This window comes from Actinokineospora terrae, assembly GCF_900111175.1.
Taxonomy (GTDB): domain Bacteria; phylum Actinomycetota; class Actinomycetes; order Mycobacteriales; family Pseudonocardiaceae; genus Actinokineospora; species Actinokineospora terrae.
Genome location: NZ_FOGI01000009.1, coordinates 302742 through 322001, shown reverse-complemented (window position 1 = coordinate 322001; position 19260 = coordinate 302742). Strand labels below are relative to the sequence as shown.

Here is a 19260-nt window from a genome sequence, read left to right as displayed (position 1 = left end):
GCGAAGCACTAGCAGGAGGAAACCATGGCGCGAGCGGTCGGCATCGACCTGGGGACGACCAACTCCGTCGTCGCCGTCCTCGAGGGCGGTGAACCGACGGTGATCGCCAACTCGGAGGGCTCGCGGACGACCCCGTCCATCGTGGCGTTCGCGAAGAACGGCGAGGTGCTGGTCGGCCAGCCCGCCAAGAACCAGGCCGTCACCAACGTGGACCGCACGGTCCGCTCGGTCAAGCGCCACATCGGCACCGGGTGGAAGACCGACGCGATCGACGACAAGGCCTACACCGCGCAGGAGATCAGCGCCCGCGTGCTGATGAAGCTCAAGCGCGACGCCGAGGCCTACCTCGGCGAGACCATCACCGACGCGGTGATCACCGTCCCCGCGTACTTCGAGGACGCCCAGCGCCAGGCCACCAAGGAGGCCGGGCAGATCGCGGGCCTCAACGTGCTGCGGATCGTGAACGAGCCGACCGCGGCCGCACTGGCCTACGGCCTGGACAAGGGCGCCAAGGAGCAGACCATCCTGGTCTTCGACCTCGGCGGCGGCACCTTCGACGTGTCCCTGCTCGAGATCGGCGACGGCGTCGTCGAGGTCCGCGCGACCAGCGGCGACAACCACCTCGGCGGCGACGACTGGGACCAGCGCATCGTCGACTGGCTGGTGGAGAAGTTCAAGGCCTCGGCAGGCATCGACCTGACCAAGGACAAGATGGCCCTGCAGCGCATCCGCGAGGCGGCCGAGAAGGCGAAGATCGAGCTGTCCAGCTCGAACAGCGCCACCATCAACCTGCCCTACATCACCGTGGACGCGGACAAGAACCCGCTGTTCCTGGACGAGACGCTGACCCGCGCCGAGTTCCAGCGGATCACCGCCGACCTGCTCGACCGCACCAGGGCCCCGTTCAACAACGTGGTCAAGGACGCGGGCGTCTCGGTCGGCGAGATCGACCACGTGGTGCTGGTGGGCGGCTCCACCCGGATGCCCGCCGTCGCCGAGCTGGTCAAGGAGCTGACCGGCGGCCGCGAGCCGAACAAGGGCGTCAACCCCGACGAGGTCGTCGCGGTCGGCGCCGCGCTGCAGGCCGGTGTGCTCAAGGGCGAGGTCAAGGACGTCCTGCTGCTCGACGTGACCCCGCTGTCGCTGGGCATCGAGACCAAGGGCGGGGTGTTCACCAAGCTCATCGAGCGCAACACCACCATCCCGACCAAGCGCTCGGAGATCTTCTCCACCGCCGACGACAACCAGACCACCGTGGGCATCCAGGTGTTCCAGGGCGAGCGCGACTTCGCCGCGGACAACAAGAAGCTCGGCACCTTCGACCTGACCGGCCTGCCGCCTGCCCCGCGCGGGGTCCCGCAGATCGAGGTCACCTTCGACATCGACGCGAACGGCATCGTCCACGTCAACGCGAAGGACCTGGGCACCGGCAAGGAGCAGTCGATGACGATCACGGGCGGCTCCGCGCTGCCCAAGGACGACATCGACCGGATGGTCCGCGACGCCGAGGCGCACGCCGAGGAGGACCGCAAGCGCCGCGACGAGGCCGAGGTCCGCAACCAGGCCGAGTCGCTGGTCTACCAGACCGAGAAGTTCGTCAAGGACAACGACGAGAAGATCCCGGCCGAGGCCAAGGAGAAGGTCGGCGCCGCGCTGGCCGAGGCGAACGAGGCGCTCAAGGGCACCGACATCGCCGCCATCAAGGCCGCGATGGAGAAGCTCGCCGCCGAGTCGCAGACCATGGGTTCCGCGCTCTACGCCAACTCCGGCGCGCCTGCCGGTGGCGCCGAGGACGAGGGTCAGGGCCAGGCCAAGGCCGACACCGCCGACGACGTGGTGGACGCCGAGATCGTCGACGAGGACAAGGACAAGAAGTGACCTCGACCCCGATCGCAGGTGAGGTGACCGCGTGAGCGAGCAGCACACGGGCGACCTCTCCGAGGAGCCCCAGGTCCCGGCGCAGGACGCCCGCCAGGGGGCCGACGCGCCCGCGGGCACGCACGCCCCGTCCACCCCGGAGGCCGAGCCCGGCCTGGTCGTCGACGGCAGCGTCGATGGCGACCCGGAACCGGAGCTCGACCCGGCCGCGGCGCTGAAGGTCCAGCTCGACGAGCGCACCGCGGACCTGCAGCGCCTGCAGGCCGAGTACGCCAACTACCGCAAGCGGGTCGAGCGGGACCGGGAGCAGGTGGTCACGTCGGCGAAGGCCGCCGTGGTCACCGACCTGCTCTCGGTGCTCGACGACGTCGAGAGGGCCGCCGCGCACGGCGACCTGACCGGCGCGTTCAAGGCCGTCGCGGAGAAGCTGACCAGCTCGCTGCAGAAGACGGGCCTCGAACCGTTCGGCCACGAGGGCGAGCCGTTCGACCCGTCGGTGCACGAGGCCGTGCAGCACAACACCTCCGCGGAGGTGTCCGGTCCCACGGTGACCGGGGTGCTGCGCCGCGGCTACCGGATCGGCGACCGGGTCGTGCGGGCCGCGCTGGTCGCGGTCACCGACGCGGAAGCCGCACCCGCGGCGCAGGGCTAGCACGAGAGGAGGGGACGTCCGGTGAGTGCCAGGGACTGGATCGACAAGGACTTCTATCGCGAGCTGGGCGTCTCCTCCGACGCCCCGGACGCCGAGGTCAAGAAGGCGTACCGCAAGCTCGCCCGCGAGCTGCACCCCGACGCGAACCCCGGCAACGCCGACGCCGAGGCCCGGTTCAAGTCGGTGTCCGAGGCGTACGGGGTGGTCGGCGACCCGGAGAAGCGCAAGCAGTACGACGAGGCCCGCTCGATGTTCGGCTCCGGCGGCCTGCGCGGCGGGTTCGGCGGCGGGGGCGGGTACGACTTCGGCGACGCGTTCGGCGGCCAGCAGGGCGGGTTCGGCGGCGGTGGCGGCGGGCTCGGCGACCTGTTCGGCAACCTGTTCAACCGCGCCAAGAGCGGCAGCGCCGGTGCCACCAGGCCCCGGCGCGGCGCCGACGTGGAGACCGATGTCCGGCTCGACTTCGTCGAGGCGGTCAGGGGCGCGACCGTCCCGTTGCGACTGTCCAGTCCGTCCACGTGCGACACCTGCCACGGCTCGGGCGCCCGGCCGGGCAGCAGCCCCAAGACCTGCGTCACCTGCGGTGGCGTCGGCCTGGTCAGCCGCAGCCAGGGCGCGTTCGCCTTCAGCGAGCCGTGCCGCGACTGCCGGGGCACTGGCCGCATCATCGACGACCCCTGCCCCGACTGCGGCGGCGAGGGCGTCAACACCAAGACCCGCACGCTGACCGTGCGCATCCCGGCGGGCGTTGAGGACGAGCAGCGCATCCGCCTCGCGGGCCAGGGCGAACCGGGCCGCAGCGGCGCCGCGGCAGGCGACCTGTACGTCCGCGTGCACGTCACCCCGCACCCGGTGTTCGGCCGCAGCGGCAACGACCTGACGCTGAAGGTCCCGGTCAGCTTCACCGAACTGGCCCTCGGCACCACGCTCACCGTGCCCACCCTCGACGGCGTGGTCTCGCTCAACGTCGCCCCCGGCACCGCATCCGGCCGCGTCCTGCGCGTGCGCGGCAAGGGCGTCCAACGCCGCGACGGCCAGTCCGGCCACCTGCTGGTGACCCTCCAGGTCACCGTCCCCAACGACCTCGACGACGACGCGAGGGCGGCCCTGGAGGCCTACGCCAAGGCCACCGCCGACCTCGACCCCAGGCCGGAGTTGACCGCACTGGTCCAGAAGGCGAGGCAGTCGTGAACCCGTTCCCCCCCGGCACCGATGAAGACACCCCCGTCTTCGTGATCTCGGTCGCCGCCCAGCTCTCCGGCCTGCACGCCCAAACCCTGCGCAGCTACGACCGCCAGGGGCTGGTCTCCCCCGGCCGCACGTCGGGGGGTGGTCGGCGCTACTCGATCCGCGACATCGCGTTGCTGCGTGAGGTGCAGCGGTTGTCGCAGGAGGCTGGGGTGAACCTGGCTGGGATCAAGCGGATCATCGAGTTGGAGAATGAGGTTGATGCGCTGCGGGTGCGGGTGGCTGAGCTGACTGAGGAACTGGCGTCGGCTTACGCGGCGGCTGAGCAGGCGGCTGCTGCGGTGCACAAGTCGTATCGGCGGGATTTGGTGCCGGTGCGGCAGCAGACGGCGTTGGTGGTGTGGCGGCCGCAGAAGCGGTAGGTGGGGTTGTGGGTGGTGGAGGCCGGTCCCGGTGGGGGTCGGCCTCTTTTGCGTTGGGCGGTTTGATCTTGAGCTGGGGGTTGTCCGGCTCTCGTGCTCGGCTTCGCCGTCGACGGACAGACCTCGCCTTCGGCATTGGCCTGGGCGCGAGTTTTGAGCTTTGCTCGATGGGGTGGACTTGTTTTGTGCGGGGCCCCGGCAGTACCCGTGGCAGGACCACAAAGCAGGGGCCGAAAAGCAGGCCCTGCCGCGTGGACGACGCTACGGGCACTGCTCCTCCACACAAAACAAGTCCGCCCCATCGAGCCGGGTTGGCACCAGCGACTCCGAGGAGCGGTTGTCGGCCAACGTCTGTTGGGGCCTAGGACGATTTGTAATGAAGGTTTGTCACAGCACCGAGCCCCCGTGAGTGGTTGCTCAGGGGGGCTCGGGTCGAGCTACTGGAAGTCTTACAGTGGCGGGGGTACCTGGCCGGGGGCGGGGACGTCGCCGCGCCAGGCGCCGGATTCTGTGCCTTGGTCTTCGATGAAGTCCTTGAAGCGCTTGAGGTCCGACTTCACTCGGCGGTCGATGATGCCGAGTTTGTCCGCGACGTTCTCGGCGAAGCCCTCCGGGTCGATGTCCATCTGGGCTGTGACGCGGGTTTCGCGGTCGTTGAGGCGGTGGAAGGTGATCACGCCCGCGTGTTCGGGGCCGTCGACCGATTTCCAGGCCACGCGCTCGTCCGGGATCTGCTCGGTGATGGTGGCGTCGAACTCGCGGGTGACGCCGCCGATCTTGGTGACCCAGTGGGTGTTGCGGTCGTCGACCTGGCGGATCTGCTCCACGCCCTCCATGAAGGCGGGGAAGGACTCGAACTGGGTCCACTGGTTGTACGCGGTGGACACGGGGACGGCGACGTCAACGGTCTCGATGATCGTGCTCAAACTCGATCAGCCTCCTCGTGCTTCGTCGGGGTTCTCCCAAGGCCTACCCGAGGTCGCGGAGGCCTACACATCACGCGGCGCGGTGGTGCTCACGTTTGCCGCCGAGTTCGGCGGAGAGGCCGAGCATGTCGAGCAGCATCGCGCACTCGGCGGCGTCGGCGGCGATGCCCGCGACCACCCTGGCGGCGCGGCGCTGCTTGTCTTCGGGGACGGACGTGTCCAGGTCACCGGTGAGGCCGAGGTCGTCGGACATCGGGTCAACTCCTCCCAACTGGGGCGGCAAGTGGCCCCGACATACCCGCGATCGGGCGGGATCACACCCCGTTCGGCGAAGCTCCGCCCGCGCGGGCGAGCAGCGCGGCCGCCTCCAGGGTCATCCAGGCCGACAACTGCACCGACAGGTCGCGCTCCCGGCTGCCCCGAGTGGTCCAGTCGGTGCCGAACAACGGGCCGTCGGCGGTGATCACCCGGTGGCGCCAGAGCGCGTCGGCGGAGGCGAAGACCAGCCGGCGCGCGGTGTCCGCCTCGGCGGTGGGCAGCCGGAGCGCGGACTGGGCGAGGTAGCGGGCGAGGATGCCCGCGAACAGGCCGCCGTCCCCGGTGCCCTGGCCGGGCAGGACGTGCGCGGTGGCCACGTGCCTGCGGACCGCGCGGATGGTGCGCGCCGCGAGGTCCGGTGTGGACAGTTCGACGGCGGTACCGATGAACACGCCCTGGCAGTAGGTGTAGATCGTCTCCACCACCTCGCCACCGACCCGGACCCCGTCCCACAGCAACCCGGTCCCCGGGTCGACCAGCGTCCGGTCCATCCAGTCGAGCGCGGCCATCGCCCAGGCATGGTCACCCCGCCGGGCGAGGAAGATCGCGGCTGGAGCGTTGGCGGGGACGTTCTTGAACGTGTCCCCCTTCCGCCACCAAATCCCACCGCCCAGATCGTCTGTCCACCCTGAACGCAATCGGGCCTCGATGGCGGCTAGAGCCCGCTCCGACCCACCCGCCCGCTGTAGCGCCAACCCGAGCCAGGCTATGTCGTCGTAGTAGCGGTTCGTCCACACTCCGAAGTTGCGCACGTGGATACCCCGCACCAGCGCCGCGATCACCTTGTCCCGCTCGGCATCCGGTTCCCGCAACCTGGCATCGACAAGACAATCGAGCAGATGCGCCTGCCACCAGTAGTTCCACCGCCAGTGCAGCCGACCACCGACACGAGGCAACCCCAACCGCGTCCCAGGCAGCGCGAACACCCGCCGCAGGAACCGCGCCCGAACCGCCTCCTCAGCAATTCCCGCGCGCGCCGCCCACAGCCCAGCCATACTCCATGGTGCGTCAGCCACCGGCCTGATCGCCACACCCAAGACCATTCGGGGCTGCGGCGGGCGGCTACCAGGCTTGGGTGAGGTCGGCGTGTTCGCGGATCCAGGCGTGCATGACGATGCCTGCGGCTACGCCTGCGTTGATGGAGCGGGTCGAGCCGAACTGGGCGATGGAGACCAGGAGGTCGGCGCCTGCTCTGGCCTCGTCGGTGAGGCCGGGGCCTTCCTGGCCGAAGAGCAGCACGCAGTCACGGGGCAGTGACGCGGATTCCACCGGGACCGAGCCGGGGGTGTTGTCGACGCCGACGACCGCCAAGCCGAGCAGGCGGGCGGTTTCCACAAAGGACTCGACGGTCGGGTGGTGGTGGATGTGCTGGTAGCGGTCGGTGACCATCGCGCCGCGGCGGTTCCAGCGCTTGCGGCCGACGATGTGCACCGCGCGGGCGGTGAAGGCGTTGGCGGTGCGGACCACGGTCCCGATGTTGTGGTCGTGCTGGAAGTTCTCGATGGCGACGTGGAAGCCGTGCCTGCGCCGGTCGAGGTCGGCGACGACCGCGTCGCGGCGCCAGTAGCGGTAGGCGTCGACGACGTTGCGGCGGTCGCCGTCCGCGAGCAGGTCGGGGTCGTAGTGCGCCCCCGCAGGCCACTCACCAGGCCACGGGCCGACCCCGACCGGCTCGCCGAACACCCACTCGGTGGGGCCTACTTCACCGGCACCATCAGGCTTTTCCGATTCCGCCACAGCAGATACGCACCCACATACGAGAAGACGAGCACCAGTAGGGCGACAGCGGCCACGAGGTCGACGTGCCCCTCGGGGACCAGCGTGCCGTAGACGTAGTACTCGTTGAAGCCACCCGGAAGCGGACCGAGTCCCTGCTTGTCGCGGAAGTAGTTCTCCACCGCGGTGAGCGGGCACTGGACCGGGGTGGAGTTGACGAGCACGCCCCAGATCGCGAAGACAACGTGGACGAAGATCGACTTGGGCCACTTCCAGGCGAGGAAACCGCCAAAACCGATGTAGAGCAGTGCCGCGAAGTGCACGACGACCGTCGCGGCGGCGAGCAGACCGAACACCGGGCACCTCCCCAACCACCGAGAACTCGGCGAGCACTTCCCACGGTACCCGGAGTTGGGGGAGATCAACCGGAATTAACCCTGGTCAGTCACCGTCGACCAAGCCCAGGTCGGCCAGGCCGAGCAGGGACCGGTAGGGCAGGCCGCGCGCCTCGATGGCCTCGCGGGCACCGGTGTCGCGGTCGACGACGGTGGCCACGCCGATCACGACGGCACCGGCCTCGGCCAGCGCGTCGACGGCGGTGAGCACGCTGCCGCCGGTGGTCGAGGTGTCCTCCACCGCCAGCACGCGCTGACCGGCGACCTCGATGCCCTCGATCCGGCGCTGCATGCCGTGCGCCTTCGCGTCCTTGCGGACGACGAACGCGTCGAGCACCTCACCGGCGGCCGCGGCGGCGTGCATCATCGACAGCGCGACCGGGTCAGCACCGAGGGTGAGACCACCGGCGGCGACGTAGTCCCAGTCGGCGGTGAGCTGGCGGAGCAGGCGCCCGATGAGCGGGGCGGCTGCGTGGTGCAGGGTCGCCCGGCGGAGGTCGACGTAGTAGTCGGCCTCCTTGCCGGACGAGAGCGTGACCTTGCCGTGCACGACGGCGAGTTCGGTCACCAGGCGGGCTAGTTCGCCCTGGGCAGCGGGGTCGACAGACGGAGCGGTTCGCACGAGGCGCAAGCCTCTCATGCCCACCCGGTCCACTGACAACGCTCCCGGACCACGGACTCCCCCGACCGCGCGGTGTCGATCAGCCGAAGCCCCTGCTGTCCTGCTTGAGCGCGGTGTCGACGGTCAGCGCGGAGGCGACCACCATGCTGATCAGCGGGTCCTGCAGCTGCCGGTGGATCTGCAGCACGTAGTTGTCGGCGGTGGTGAACATCGTCTTCGCGATGCCCTCGAAGGTCTTGGTGATGCGCGCGACCTCGGCGCCGGTGTGGTCGAGCACGGCGAAGTTCCAGGCCCGCCAGTTCTCCGCCTGGATGCCGCCGATCTCGTGGCCGCCTGCCAGGAACGAGAAGCGGATCTTGCCGAAGACGTTCTGCTGGACGATCTCGCCGACCGGCGTGCCGTCGCCGCGCTCGACGATCATCCGGGACTTCACGAACTTGGCCGGGCGGGTCAGCCGCAGCACCGTCTGGTGGTTGGCGTCGCGGACCTCGAGCTTGTGGGTGAAGAACTGGTCGTAGCTGCCCAGGAACCGCACGGCCTTCTTCAGCGCGCTCTGCCCGACCTGGGCCACCGAGCCGATCTGGCGGCCGTGCTGGTCGAACACCGAGTACTCGTTGCTCATCTCGATGAGCTTGACCTTCTGGTTGACCACCAGCACCGGCTCGCTGAACAGCGTGCCGCCGCCCTGGCCCGCCTGGCCGACCCCGGCCCTGCGCTGCTGGTCCCTGATCTTGTTCGGGTCGGTCGGCCCCTGGCCGAGCGGGATCTCCCAGCCGCTGCCGTCGCTGCGCGGCTGCTGCGGCGGGGCCTGCTGGGTCTGGTTGGTCCACTGGTTCCCGTCCCACCAGCGCAGGGACGTTGCGCCGGGGCCATCGGGGTACCACCCGGGCTGCGGATTCGTCATGGCGGGGAGCCTAACCCCGGTCGCGGCCCGCCGAGGCACGCTGGGAGAGGAACCGCAGCAGGCCCCTGGGCAGGAGTTTCGTCACACCCAGCAGCGTTTTGTACTGGATGCCCGGAACCGACCGGTCGCGGTTGTGTCGGAGGTCGGCCAGGGCGTCCGCGACGACTCTGTCGGCCTCTAGCCATAAGAACTCGGGGAACCCGTCTATGTCGTCACCGGCGCGTTCATGGAACTCGGTACGGGTGAACCCGGGGCACAACGCCACGACGCGCACGCCCGTGCCCGCGAGGTTGGCGGCCAATCCCTCGGACAGGGCCGTGACGTAGGCCTTCGTCGCGCCGTAGGACGGCCCGGTGACCGGGAAGAACCCGGCGATGCTGGACACGTTGATCACCCCGCCGTGCCCGCGCTCGATCATCCCGGGCAGCGCCGCCCTGGTCAGCCGCATGACGCTGGTCACGTTCACGTCCAGTTGGTTCTGCAGCCAGTCCGGGTCGGCCTCGGCGAACGCGCCCCTGGTGCCGAAGCCCGCGTTGTTGACCAGCAGGTCCACCGGCCGCTCCGGCTCGGCGAGGCGGGCCTCGACCCGCTTGCGCGCCCTGGTGGTCGACAGGTCCGCGGTGAGGGTCTGCACCGACACCCCGGTCGCCCTGGTCAGGTCGGCCGCGACCTGCTTGAGCCGCTCGGTCGTCCTGGCCACCAGCACCAGGTCGTACCCGTCTGCGGCCAGCCGCCTGGCGAAGGCGGCGCCGATCCCTGCGGTGGCCCCGGTGATGAGCGCGGTAGGCATGCGATCAACCTACTAAGTGGTAACCGGGGTCGGAACCGCTACTGGTCGGTCGGCTTCCCGCTCGGCTGCGGCTCGTCCACCGGCCGGTCCTCGACCGCGGCGGGCACCTCGGGCGTGTCGAACGGGTCCACCACGTCGGCGATCTCGCCGATCCCGCGCAGCAACCGCTCCAACCGCGACGGGCTCGACCCCGGCGCGGCCGCGGCCAGCACCCAGCCGGCCTCGATCCAGGCCACGGCGATGTCCTGCCCGATGTCCTCGGTCGCGTCGACCAGGTCGGGGGTGATCAGCGCGCGCGCCGCCCCGATGTCGGAGACGAACGCGTACCGCTGGCCGACCGGGCCGAGCAGCTCGGGCATGTGCTCCCGCTGGAACGGGGTGCTCGGCACCCACAGCTCCAGCACCACCGGGTGCGTCCTGCGGCACTGCACGGCCACGATCACCACGTTGACCCGGCCACCGGCCTCGAGGTCGAACACGTAGACCTTGCGCCTGCCGTCCGCGGTGAAGGTCGTCCCCGCCACGACGTCCCTGGCCGTGCCGTCGCCGTAGTAGGCGACCGCACCCCCGGCCCACTGGCGCGGCAACTCCGGATCCGTCTCGGCGAACTGCCACCCGCGCAGGGCGGCCCAGCGGCGCCGCTCCCGGTTCCGGGAGGTCAACACCGCCCGATCGCGCATCAGGAACAGGCCGCCCGCGACACCCGCGACGACCGCGACACCGAACCACACCCACGCGGGAACGCCCACGTAGGGCAGCGTAGTCGCCACAGCCCCGTCTTCAAGATCACGGGCCAACTTGGCCCGGGGTGTCGCAGAAACCCGCCCCGCCCCCGCCCACCCGCGCCGCCTCGTCCGCAGTTCCGGAGGCCGTCCCCGCCTACCCCAGCCCCCACCCTCTCCGGGGGGCGGCCCCGGCTCCATTCTATCGGGCGACGGTTGCGGGGATAGCGCGGTGGCGGGAGTTGTGGACAAGTCGAGCATTGTGGACAGAGGAATCCGCAGGTCGGGCACTCGGGGAATGCCGGGCCGACGTCGGATTCAGTCGAATGGGGCATGGTGGGCGACTATCCGGAAGCGCCGGGGCGGAGCAATTCGCGGGCGACCCGATCGATGATGGTGGCGCGGCGAATCCGATCGTCCATTCGGTACGGCCGAGCCCGGAAACGGCACCAGCCACCCCGGGGAGCCCGGGGTGGCTGGTGCGGGAAAGGAATCAGGCCGTGCTGGTGACCGTCAGACCCGAGTTGTCGGCGATCGCGTCCACAGTCACCGTGTCGCCGTCGCGGATGTCGCCTGCGAGCAGGGACTTGGCGAGTTGGTCGCCGATGGCCGACGAGACCAGGCGGCGCAGGGGGCGGGCGCCGTAGACGGCGTCGAAGCCGTTGAGGGCGAGCCACTCGCGGGCGGCCGGGGTGACGTCCAGGGTCAGCCTGCGGTGGGTGAGGCGGCGGGCGAGCTTGGCGACCTGGATGTCGACGATGGCGGTGAGCTCCTCTGTGGCCAGTGCGTGGAACACCACCACGTCGTCGAGGCGGTTGAGGAACTCGGGCTTGAAGTGCCGCTGCACCACGGCCATCACCGCGTCGTGGCGGCCGCGGTCGTCCAGCGCCGGGTCGGTGATCGACTGCGAGCCCAGGTTCGAGGTCAGCACCAGGATCGTGTTGCGGAAGTCCACCGTGCGGCCCTGGCCGTCGGTGAGCCTGCCGTCGTCGAGGACCTGGAGCAGCACGTCGAACACGTCCGGGTGCGCCTTCTCCACCTCGTCGAGCAGCACCACCGTGTACGGGCGGCGGCGGACCGACTCGGTGAGCTGGCCGCCCTGGTCGTAGCCGACGTACCCGGGCGGGGCGCCGACCAGCCTGGCCACCGAGTGCTTCTCCGAGTACTCGCTCATGTCGACCCGGACCATCGCCCGCTCGTCGTCGAACAGGTACTCGGCCAGCGCCTTGGCCAGCTCGGTCTTGCCGACGCCGGTGGGGCCGAGGAACAGGAACGCCCCGGTCGGGCGGTCCGGGTCGGACACCCCGGCGCGGGCCCTGCGCACCGCGTCGGACACCACGCGCACCGCCTCGGCCTGGCCGATGACCCGCGCGCCGAGCTCCTCCTCCATCCGCAGCAGCTTCTGCGTCTCGCCCTCCAGCAGCCGCCCGGCCGGGATGCCGGTCCACGCGGACACGACCTCGGCGACGTCGTCCGGCCCGACCTCCTCCTTGAGCATCACCGCCTGGTCGGCGGCCGCGGTCGCCGCGGTGGCGGCGTCGAGGTCCTTCTCCAGCGCCGGGATCCGGCCGTAGCGCAGCTCGGCGGCCCTGCCGAGGTCGCCGTCGCGCTCGGCCCGCTCCGACTCGCCGCGCAGCGCCTCCAGCTGCTCCTTGAGCTGGCGGACCCGGTCGATGGAGCCCTTCTCGTTCTGCCAGCGGGCGGTCAGCGCGGAGAGCACCTCGCGCTTCTCGGCCAGCTCGGCGCGCAGCGCGGACAGCCGCTCCTTGGAGGCGAGGTCGTCCTCCTTGGACAGTGCCATCTCCTCGATCTCGAGCCTGCGCACCGCCCGCTCGACCTCGTCGATCTCCACCGGCCGCGAGTCGATCTCCATCCGCAGCCGGGAGGCGGCCTCGTCGACCAGGTCGATGGCCTTGTCCGGCAGGAACCTGGCGGTGATGTAGCGGTCGGACAGCGTGGCGGCGGCGACCAGGGCGCTGTCGGTGATCCGCACGCCGTGGTGCACCTCGTAGCGCTCCTTGAGCCCGCGCAGGATGCCCACGGTGTCCTCCACCGACGGCTCGCCGACCAGCACCTGCTGGAAGCGGCGCTCCAGCGCGGCGTCCTTCTCGATGTGCTGGCGGTACTCGTCGAGGGTGGTCGCGCCGACCATCCGCAGCTCGCCGCGGGCCAGCATCGGCTTGATCATGTTGCCCGCGTCCATCGCGCCCTCGCCGGTCGCGCCAGCGCCGACGATGGTGTGCAGCTCGTCGATGAAGGTGACCACCTGGCCAGCCGAGTCGGTGATCTCCTTGAGCACCGCCTTGAGCCGCTCCTCGAACTCGCCGCGGAACTTGGCCCCGGCGACCATCGAGCCCAGGTCGAGCGAGACCACCCGCTTGCCGCGCAGCGACTCCGGCACGTCACCGGCGATGATCCGCTGGGCGAGGCCCTCGACGATGGCGGTCTTGCCGACGCCGGGCTCGCCGATGAGCACCGGGTTGTTCTTGGTGCGCCGGGAGAGCACCTGCACGACCCGGCGGATCTCGGCGTCGCGGCCGATCACCGGGTCCAGCTCGCCCTTGCGGGCCCGCGCGGTCAGGTCGACCCCGTACTTCTCCAGCGCCTGGTAGGTGCCCTCCGGGTCGGGGCTCGACACCCTGGCCGAGCCGCGGACCTTCGCGAACGCCTCGCGCAGCGCGTCCGGGGTGGCGCCGTGCCTGCTCAGCAGCTGGGCGACGTCACCGCCCTCGGCGGCCAGGCCGACCAGCAGGTGCTCCGTGGAGACGTACTCGTCGCCCATCTCGGTGGCCAGCTTCTGCGCGTGCGTGATCGCGCGCAGCGCCTGCTGCGAGAGCCCCGGCGAGGACACCGTGGCGCCGGTGGCCGACGGGAGGGACCTGGTGAGCGGCTCGAGCTCCTTGCGGACCACGTTCGGGTCGACGCCCACCGCGATGAGCAGCGGGGTGGTCAGGCCGTCGCCCTGGTCGAGCAGGGCGGTGAGCAGGTGCACCGGCCGGATGTCGGGGTTGCCCGCCGCCGACGCCGCCTGCGCGGAGCTCGAGATCGCCTGCTGGGTCTTCGTCGTCGGGTTGAACGCGTCCATCTCCCACCTCAGGGTCTTCACCAACGCCTGTTGCTGTCACCGTGCACAACGTCAGAAAAGTTGAGCCAGTTCCGCTCAAGTACATCTTGACCCAGATCACCCCGCGCGGGTGAACGCCAGGCGTACGACAACCCGAACGCGCACCCGCGTCGCCCGGTAGGGCCGTCACCCACATGTCGCAGTGCGGCTATCCACACAAGTAATCCACTTATCCACAATCCCCAGGTGCTTGTCCACAGGCGATCACCGGATCGGTCCACACCGCGGCTCACCCCGCCGGGGCGGCGGCCGCGCGGGTGGTGACCAGCGGCTATTCGATCACCGAGTGCGGTCGGTCAAGCCGGGTTAACAACGGGCTACGAGACGGCGGTCACAGGTCGCTGTTGAGCCTGCCGAGCAGCCGGGAGAACTCCTCGATGTCCACCGTCGACCAGTCGGCCAGCGTCGCCCGCAGCTGCCTGCGCCGGTCCTCGCGCACCTCGGCCAGCCGGGCCGCGCCGGTCCCGGTCAGCTGCACCAGCCGCGCCCTGCCGTCGGACGGGTCGGCCACCCGCTCGACCAGGGCCAGCTCCTCCAGCCGCGCGATCTGCCTGCTGACGGTCGACTTGTCGAGCCCGGTCAGCTCCACCACGTCGGCGGCCCGCACCGGCGCGATCCCGCTCAGGTGCACCAGCAGCGCGTACGAGGCGCTGTCCAACCCCGGGTGCACCCGGGCCGCGAAGGTCAGCGAGAGGCTGCGCGCCCGGCCGAACAGCTTCGACAGCTCGCGCTCCAGGTCCTGGGCAGCGGTTTCCCGCCCCTCGGTACCCGCACCTACCTCCGCCACGCGCGTTCCTCCTTCGAACCGGCCAGCGGATCGCTAACCGGACATCCCCGGCACCGGGGCCGCGTGGCTCAAGGGTCTCATCCAGCGAACGGGCCGGTGTGCAGGTAGGCCTCATCGACCAGCACCACGACCCACCGCGAGCCCGCGAAGCGCGGCGGGAGGCAGGAGTGCGCCGCGCGCAGCCACGTGTCGTCGACCACCCCGGCGTGCCCGTTCACGTGCAGCCCGCGCCGCCCGTCCACCAGCACGACGCTGATCCGGGGGTTGGCGGCGAGGGTGGCCAGCCGCGGCGCCGGGTCGAGCAGCGCGCAGGCCAGCCGCCGGTCGTCGAGCACGTGCACGAACCCCGGCGGCCCGGCGCACAGCGCGAAGTCGCACTCGCCGTCGGCGTCGGCGGTGGCCAGGAACGCGCGGTCCATCCGGGTGATCAACTCCACCATCGGGGTGGTGAGCCGGTCGAGCACCGGTTGCCGCGGCCGGACCGGCTCGCGCGGTCGGTCCTCCGGCGGGGTCGCGGGCGGCGGTTCGGCGAACCCGAGCCGGAGCAGGTCGGTGGGGTGCTGGTCGGTGGACACAGGGCACCACGGTGGCACGCCCGCGCGGCAATGCGTAGAGCGCTCGGACGATGTACCCCATTGGAAGGAGAGCCCTGTACGGGGAGTCAGCGAGAATGACACGAAGGTGTGATCTACGCATTCACCAAGCCAAATCCGGTCTACTGTCGACACCGTCGGGGGATGGGATGCACGAGTACCGTCGAGCGCACGGTGAAAGCCCGAGAGGTGGAGTCGACACCCCGATCATGACAGCCAACGCAGTGGTGAGCCCCATTCCGGCCTCGCAGTACCGAATCGAGTCGCCCACCGCCGTCAGCCACATGGTGCGGTTGGTGCGGCAGAGCTTCGCGGCGGTGGAACCGCAGGCCGATCAGGTGGCCCAGTTCTTCTACGGGATGCTGTTCAGCATCGAGCCAAGCGCGCGGGAGATGTTCCCGGCGAACATGCAGGTGCAGCGCTCCAGGCTGCTGCGCGCCTTGGTGCACGTGGTGCAGATGGTCGACCGCCCGGACGACCTCGCGCCGTTCCTGAACCAACTCGGACGCGACCACCGCAAGTTCGGTGTGATCAGCTCCCATTACGAGGCGGTCGGCAGCGCGCTGATCGGCGCGGTGAAGCGCTTCTCCGGTGAGGCGTGGACCGACGAGGTCGAGCGCGCGTGGGCCGAGGCGTACACGATCATGGCCCGCGCCATGCTCGACGCCGCGGCGGCCGACGACGGCCCCGCGTCGTGGCCCGCCCGCATCGTCGACCACGAGCGCCTCGGCTGGGACCTCGCCGTGGTGCGCGTGCAACCGGACTTCCCCGTGCCGTACCACCCGGGGCAGTACGTGAGCGTCGAGGTGCCGCAACGGCCCCGGCTGTGGCGCTACTTCACCCCGGCCAACGCCCCGCGCTCGGACGGCATCCTCGAGTTCCACATCCGCGGTGTGGAGAACGGCTGGGTCAGCCGCTCGATCGTGGCGCACGCCAAGGTCGGCGACACCTGGCGGATCGGGCCGCCGATGGGCCGCATCAGCGTGGACCGCAAGGCGGGCCGGGACGTGCTGATGATCGCGGGTGGCACCGGCATCGCGCCGATGCGCGCCATCATCGAGGACCTGGCCCAGTGGGGCGACAACCCCCGGGTCCACCTGTTCAACGGCGGCCGGGTCCGCAGCGACCTCTACGACCTGCCGCACCTGCAGAACATCGCCGCGTCCAACCCGTGGTTGACGGTGACCCCGGTGCTCGAGCAGGAGCAGGCGGTCGGGTTCGAGCAGGGCACGCTGGCCGACATCGTGACCAAGCACGGCACCTGGGAGGACCGCGAGGTCCTGGTGGCGGGCTCGCCGACCATGATCCGCTCGACGGTGTCGCGGATGCTGGTGGCGGGCACCCCGCTCGACCACATCACCTACGACCCGTTCACCCTGGACTGACCGGCTCCGCGGACCGGTCAGGCCGCCCGGCAGCCGCAGGACGACCGGTGGTTGAGGGTGGGCGCCAGCAGGATCGTCTCCGGCGCCCTGGTGGGGTCCTGGAGGCGGGCCAGCAGGAGGCGGACGGCCGTGCGGCCGATCTCGTCGACCGGGTGCGTCATGGTCGTGATGGCCGGGCTGACCAGCTCGGCCCAGTCGACCTCGTCGTGGCCGGTGATCGCGAGGTCGGTGCCGATGGTGAGGCCGTGCGCGCGGGCCTCCCGGTACGCGCCCGCGGTCATGGCGCCGTTGCCGGTGATGACGGCGGTGGGGCGCTCGGGCACGGTCAGCAGGCGGCGCATGGCGAGCACGCCGTCCTCGTGCGTGGCGCCGCCGCCCGCGACGAGGTTGGAGTCCCAGCGCAGGCCCGCGCGGCCAAGGCCGAGGCGGTAGCCGAGGGTGCGCTCCTCGCTGGCGCTCATCCACTCGACGCCGCTGATGAAGGCGATCCTGCGGTGCCCCGCGGTGGCCAGGTGCTGGACGAGGGTGGAGGTGGACTGGATGTTCTCCGGGCCGACCTGGTCCAGTTTGATCTTGTGCGACACCCGGTCGACCAGCACCGCGGGCACCCCGGTGCGGGCCAGTTGCTCCAGGGTGGACGTGTCGCCCGGTGCCGGGGTGAGCAGCATGCCGTCCACCCGGCGGGCCTGCAGCTTGCGCACCGCCGCGCGCTCGCCGTCCTCGGCGTCGAGGGTGTCGCCGAGCAGCACGGTGTACCCGGCCGCGGTGGCCTCGGCGTCGATGGCGTGCATGAGCTGCGGCAGGTGCGGGTTGGCCAGCAGCGACATCGCCACCCCGATGGACTTGGTGCCGCCGGTGACCAGGGAGCGGGCGATGGCGTTGCCGGTGTACCCGGTCGACTCGATGGCGGCGAGCACCCGCTCGCGGGTCGCCCCCGCCACCGGTCTGGTCTCGTTGACCACGTGTGAGACGGTGCTGATCGAGACCCCCGCCAGCTTGGCGACGTCCTCCATAGTGGCCACTGCGTGCACGCTCCAGCTCGGGTGGCAAACGCTTGCGGGCACACTACATACCGGGAGGTAGCGCCCATGCACTGGGATGCGCTAGTGGCCCGTGCCACCGCTCTGGCGGTGCCCGGCCACCGCAGGATCCTCGGTATCGCCGGTGGACCGGGCGCGGGCAAGTCGACCCTGGCGCGACGGCTGGTCGACGCGCTCGGCTGGCGGGCCGCGCTGGTCGGCATGGACGGCTTCCACCTGGCCCAGGCCGAGCTGGAGCGCCTGGGCCGCGCCGACCGCAAGGGCGCCCCGGATACCTTCGACGCCGACGGATACGTCCACCTGCTGCGCCGGTTGCGGGCCAACACCGACCCGGTCGTCTACGCCCCCGAGTTCCGCCGCGAGATCGAGGAACCGATCGCCAACGCGGTCCCGATCGGGTGTGATGTTCCCCTCGTGGTGACCGAGGGGAACTACCTGCTGCTGTGGCCGGGGGTGCGGCCGCTGCTGGCCGACAGCTGGTTCGTCGACCCGGGCGAGGACGTTCGCCGGGACCGGCTCCGAGCACGCCACATGGCCTACGGCCGGACCCCGGCGGAGGCGACGGCGCGCACGGACGGTTCGGACGAGCGCAACGCGCGGCTCGTCGCCGGGACCACCTCGTTGGCAAACCTCGTTGTTCGAAAGGTCGACTAAGCAGTAGCCAAGGCGTCACCCGGCTGGGGCACTATGGCGGACGGCCCGCCCCCGAACGGGTCAAGGAAGGACGGATAGTCGATGTCCGCGTTGACCGGCGTCCACCACATCGCCCTGACCGTCACCGATGTGGACCGCAGCGTCCCCTGGTACGAGCGCGTGCTCGGGTTCGCCACCGAGAGCCGCACCGACCACGACGGCGGGCAGAGCACGGTCCGGCTGCGGGGTCTCGGCGTCACCCTCACCCTGGTCCAGCACCCGCACGGCGCGCACGCCCCGTTCGACGAGTGCCGCCCCGGCCTCGACCACCTGACCTTCTCGGTGCCGGACGCCGGGACCTGGCCCGCGCGCCTCACCGAGTACGGCGTCCCCTACTCCGACACGCCGGACGGCGTCGCCCTGCGCGACCCGGATGGCATCCGCCTCGTCTTGGCCTGCCCGGCCGCGGTGGGGTAACCGGCTATTCCGTGACCGACACCGTGTCCACCGGCCTGCGCATCTCCTGCCGGTAGCGCCAGATCCCCCACACGGTCCCGCCGACGAAGAACGCGATGCTGCCGACCACCGCCACCGTTTGCAGCCAGGGCAGGTCTTCCAGCAGGCCTGCCGCGTAGTAGCCGAGCAGCACGAGGGTCGGTACCCAGGCGAGGCCGCCGACCGTGGTGGCGAGGGCGAAGCGGCGCGCGTCCATCTTCGCCGCGCCCGCCACCAGCGGGGCCAGCGTGCGGATCCACGGGATCCAGCGGGCGACCACGATGGCGAAGAAGCCGCGCCGGTCCAGGAAGTCGCGGGCGCGGTCGAGGTTGTGCTGGGTGAGCACCCGGCCGCCGACCCTGGTGATGATCGCGTGGCCCGCCTTGGCGCCGATGTAGTAGCCGAGCTGGTTGCCCGCGACCGCGACAACGGTGGCCGTGCCGGACAGCCACCACGCCTGGTGCTCGTGGTCGTGCTGGGCGAGCACCACGCCCGCGGCGAACAGCAGCGAGTCGCCGGGCAGGAAGAGGCCGACGATGAAGGCGCACTCGGCGAAGACGAATCCGAGCACGATGGCCCACACCAGCAGTGGGCCTGCCGATTCGAGCACGCCGAGTGCGGTGTTCACGGCCGTAGGGTACGGCGGTGAACGGCCACCGCGCAGACGATC

Annotated in this window: 21 protein-coding genes; 7 read left to right on the top strand and 14 right to left on the bottom strand. The window is 70.8% G+C overall.

Features of this window, described 5'->3' with window-relative positions; genetic code table 11:
- Positions 1-24 precede the first annotated feature (24 nt).
- The 4 genes from dnaK to BMY07_RS22380 are packed head-to-tail and all read left to right on the top strand — an operon-like array spanning position 25 to position 4140.
- Positions 25-1878: a molecular chaperone DnaK gene (gene dnaK / locus BMY07_RS22395; protein ID WP_092782011.1), complete on the top strand. Its 1854-nt coding sequence runs from the start codon at positions 25-27 to the stop codon at positions 1876-1878.
- A 31-nt stretch (positions 1879-1909) separates the two neighbouring features.
- Positions 1910-2530 carry a nucleotide exchange factor GrpE gene (grpE, locus tag BMY07_RS22390; protein ID WP_092782008.1) on the top strand — a complete coding sequence of 207 codons (621 nt, stop codon included), beginning with the start codon at positions 1910-1912 and terminating at the stop codon, positions 2528-2530.
- A gap of 21 nt (positions 2531-2551) precedes the next feature.
- Positions 2552-3721 (top strand): molecular chaperone DnaJ, encoded by a 1170-nt coding sequence (dnaJ, locus tag BMY07_RS22385; protein ID WP_092782005.1) that lies wholly within the window; start codon positions 2552-2554, stop codon positions 3719-3721.
- On the top strand, positions 3718-4140 hold the full coding sequence (locus BMY07_RS22380; protein WP_092782002.1) for a heat shock protein transcriptional repressor HspR: 423 nt from the start codon (positions 3718-3720) through the stop codon (positions 4138-4140). The genes dnaJ and BMY07_RS22380 overlap by 4 nt, the downstream gene beginning before the upstream one ends.
- A 449-nt stretch (positions 4141-4589) precedes the next feature.
- Here BMY07_RS22380 and BMY07_RS22375 read toward each other — a convergent pair whose 3' ends face one another.
- From BMY07_RS22375 to BMY07_RS22320, 12 genes are all read right to left on the bottom strand, one after another.
- Positions 4590-5066, bottom strand: coding sequence for an SRPBCC family protein (locus BMY07_RS22375; RefSeq protein WP_092781999.1), 477 nt, complete (start codon positions 5064-5066; stop codon positions 4590-4592).
- Positions 5067-5136: 70 nt separating this feature from the next.
- The gene (locus tag BMY07_RS22370) at positions 5137-5319 is read right to left on the bottom strand and encodes a hypothetical protein (RefSeq protein WP_092781996.1); all 183 of its coding nucleotides are present in this window, start codon (positions 5317-5319) and stop codon (positions 5137-5139) included.
- A 61-nt stretch (positions 5320-5380) separates the two neighbouring features.
- Complete coding sequence (locus tag BMY07_RS22365) at positions 5381-6379, bottom strand: glycoside hydrolase family 76 protein (protein WP_092781993.1); 999 nt, start codon at positions 6377-6379, stop codon at positions 5381-5383.
- 67 nt (positions 6380-6446) lie between these two features.
- Entirely contained in the window at positions 6447-7121 is a 675-nt protein-coding gene (locus tag BMY07_RS22360; protein WP_092781990.1) for a TrmH family RNA methyltransferase, read from the bottom strand.
- Positions 7082-7456 carry a DUF2784 domain-containing protein gene (locus tag BMY07_RS22355; protein ID WP_092782295.1) on the bottom strand — a complete coding sequence of 125 codons (375 nt, stop codon included), beginning with the start codon at positions 7454-7456 and terminating at the stop codon, positions 7082-7084. The genes BMY07_RS22360 and BMY07_RS22355 overlap by 40 nt, the downstream gene beginning before the upstream one ends.
- Positions 7457-7541: 85 nt before the next feature.
- On the bottom strand, positions 7542-8135 hold the full coding sequence (gene pyrE, locus BMY07_RS22350) for an orotate phosphoribosyltransferase (RefSeq protein ID WP_092781987.1): 594 nt from the start codon (positions 8133-8135) through the stop codon (positions 7542-7544).
- 61 nt (positions 8136-8196) lie between these two features.
- The gene (locus tag BMY07_RS22345; protein ID WP_092781984.1) at positions 8197-9021 is read right to left on the bottom strand and encodes an LURP-one-related family protein; all 825 of its coding nucleotides are present in this window, start codon (positions 9019-9021) and stop codon (positions 8197-8199) included.
- A gap of 10 nt (positions 9022-9031) precedes the next feature.
- Entirely contained in the window at positions 9032-9811 is a 780-nt protein-coding gene (locus tag BMY07_RS22340; RefSeq protein ID WP_092781981.1) for an SDR family NAD(P)-dependent oxidoreductase, read from the bottom strand.
- Positions 9812-9849: 38 nt separating this feature from the next.
- On the bottom strand, positions 9850-10560 hold the full coding sequence (locus tag BMY07_RS22335) for a type III secretion system chaperone family protein (protein ID WP_245782564.1): 711 nt from the start codon (positions 10558-10560) through the stop codon (positions 9850-9852).
- A 466-nt stretch (positions 10561-11026) separates the two neighbouring features.
- Complete coding sequence (gene clpB / locus BMY07_RS22330; RefSeq protein ID WP_092781978.1) at positions 11027-13618, bottom strand: ATP-dependent chaperone ClpB; 2592 nt, start codon at positions 13616-13618, stop codon at positions 11027-11029.
- A 370-nt stretch (positions 13619-13988) separates the two neighbouring features.
- The gene (locus tag BMY07_RS22325; RefSeq protein ID WP_092781975.1) at positions 13989-14444 is read right to left on the bottom strand and encodes a MarR family winged helix-turn-helix transcriptional regulator; all 456 of its coding nucleotides are present in this window, start codon (positions 14442-14444) and stop codon (positions 13989-13991) included.
- A gap of 77 nt (positions 14445-14521) precedes the next feature.
- Positions 14522-15019 (bottom strand): pyridoxamine 5'-phosphate oxidase family protein, encoded by a 498-nt coding sequence (locus BMY07_RS22320; protein ID WP_092781972.1) that lies wholly within the window; start codon positions 15017-15019, stop codon positions 14522-14524.
- Between the two features lie 302 nt (positions 15020-15321).
- Between BMY07_RS22320 and BMY07_RS22315 the strand changes: the two genes are divergently transcribed.
- A complete protein-coding gene (locus tag BMY07_RS22315; protein WP_092782292.1) occupies positions 15322-16422 on the top strand; it encodes an FAD-binding oxidoreductase in 1101 nt (366 codons plus the stop codon).
- Positions 16423-16439: 17 nt separating this feature from the next.
- Here the strand turns inward: BMY07_RS22315 and BMY07_RS22310 are convergent, their stop codons facing one another.
- Positions 16440-17435, bottom strand: a complete 996-nt coding sequence (locus BMY07_RS22310; protein WP_092781969.1) for a LacI family DNA-binding transcriptional regulator — start codon at positions 17433-17435, stop codon at positions 16440-16442.
- Positions 17436-17465: 30 nt separating this feature from the next.
- On the opposite strand from BMY07_RS22310, the gene BMY07_RS22305 reads away from it, so the two are divergent.
- Together BMY07_RS22305 and BMY07_RS22300 are read left to right on the top strand one after the other, a co-directional pair.
- Entirely contained in the window at positions 17466-18116 is a 651-nt protein-coding gene (locus BMY07_RS22305; RefSeq protein ID WP_281245082.1) for a nucleoside/nucleotide kinase family protein, read from the top strand.
- Between the two features lie 81 nt (positions 18117-18197).
- A complete protein-coding gene (locus tag BMY07_RS22300) occupies positions 18198-18572 on the top strand; it encodes a VOC family protein (RefSeq protein ID WP_092781963.1) in 375 nt (124 codons plus the stop codon).
- Between the two features lie 4 nt (positions 18573-18576).
- Here BMY07_RS22300 and BMY07_RS22295 read toward each other — a convergent pair whose 3' ends face one another.
- Positions 18577-19218, bottom strand: coding sequence for a DedA family protein (locus BMY07_RS22295; RefSeq protein WP_092781960.1), 642 nt, complete (start codon positions 19216-19218; stop codon positions 18577-18579).
- Between the last annotated feature and the right edge of the window lie 42 nt (positions 19219-19260).

Excerpts from the sequence above, each read along its gene's own strand:
- BMY07_RS22365 (WP_092781993.1), bottom strand. The coding sequence starts at position 6,379 with ATGGCTGGGCTGTGGGCGGCGCGCGCGGGAATTGCTGAGGAGGCGGTT.
- dnaK (WP_092782011.1), top strand. The coding sequence starts at position 25 with ATGGCGCGAGCGGTCGGCATCGACCTGGGGACGACCAACTCCGTCGTC.
- clpB (WP_092781978.1), bottom strand. The coding sequence starts at position 13,618 with ATGGACGCGTTCAACCCGACGACGAAGACCCAGCAGGCGATCTCGAGC.
- pyrE (WP_092781987.1), bottom strand. The coding sequence starts at position 8,135 with ATGAGAGGCTTGCGCCTCGTGCGAACCGCTCCGTCTGTCGACCCCGCT.
- BMY07_RS22300 (WP_092781963.1), top strand. The coding sequence starts at position 18,198 with ATGTCCGCGTTGACCGGCGTCCACCACATCGCCCTGACCGTCACCGAT.
- BMY07_RS22315 (WP_092782292.1), top strand. The coding sequence starts at position 15,322 with ATGGTGCGGTTGGTGCGGCAGAGCTTCGCGGCGGTGGAACCGCAGGCC.
- BMY07_RS22345 (WP_092781984.1), bottom strand. The coding sequence starts at position 9,021 with ATGACGAATCCGCAGCCCGGGTGGTACCCCGATGGCCCCGGCGCAACG.
- BMY07_RS22370 (WP_092781996.1), bottom strand. The coding sequence starts at position 5,319 with ATGTCCGACGACCTCGGCCTCACCGGTGACCTGGACACGTCCGTCCCC.
- BMY07_RS22310 (WP_092781969.1), bottom strand. The coding sequence starts at position 17,435 with ATGGAGGACGTCGCCAAGCTGGCGGGGGTCTCGATCAGCACCGTCTCA.
- BMY07_RS22340 (WP_092781981.1), bottom strand. The coding sequence starts at position 9,811 with ATGCCTACCGCGCTCATCACCGGGGCCACCGCAGGGATCGGCGCCGCC.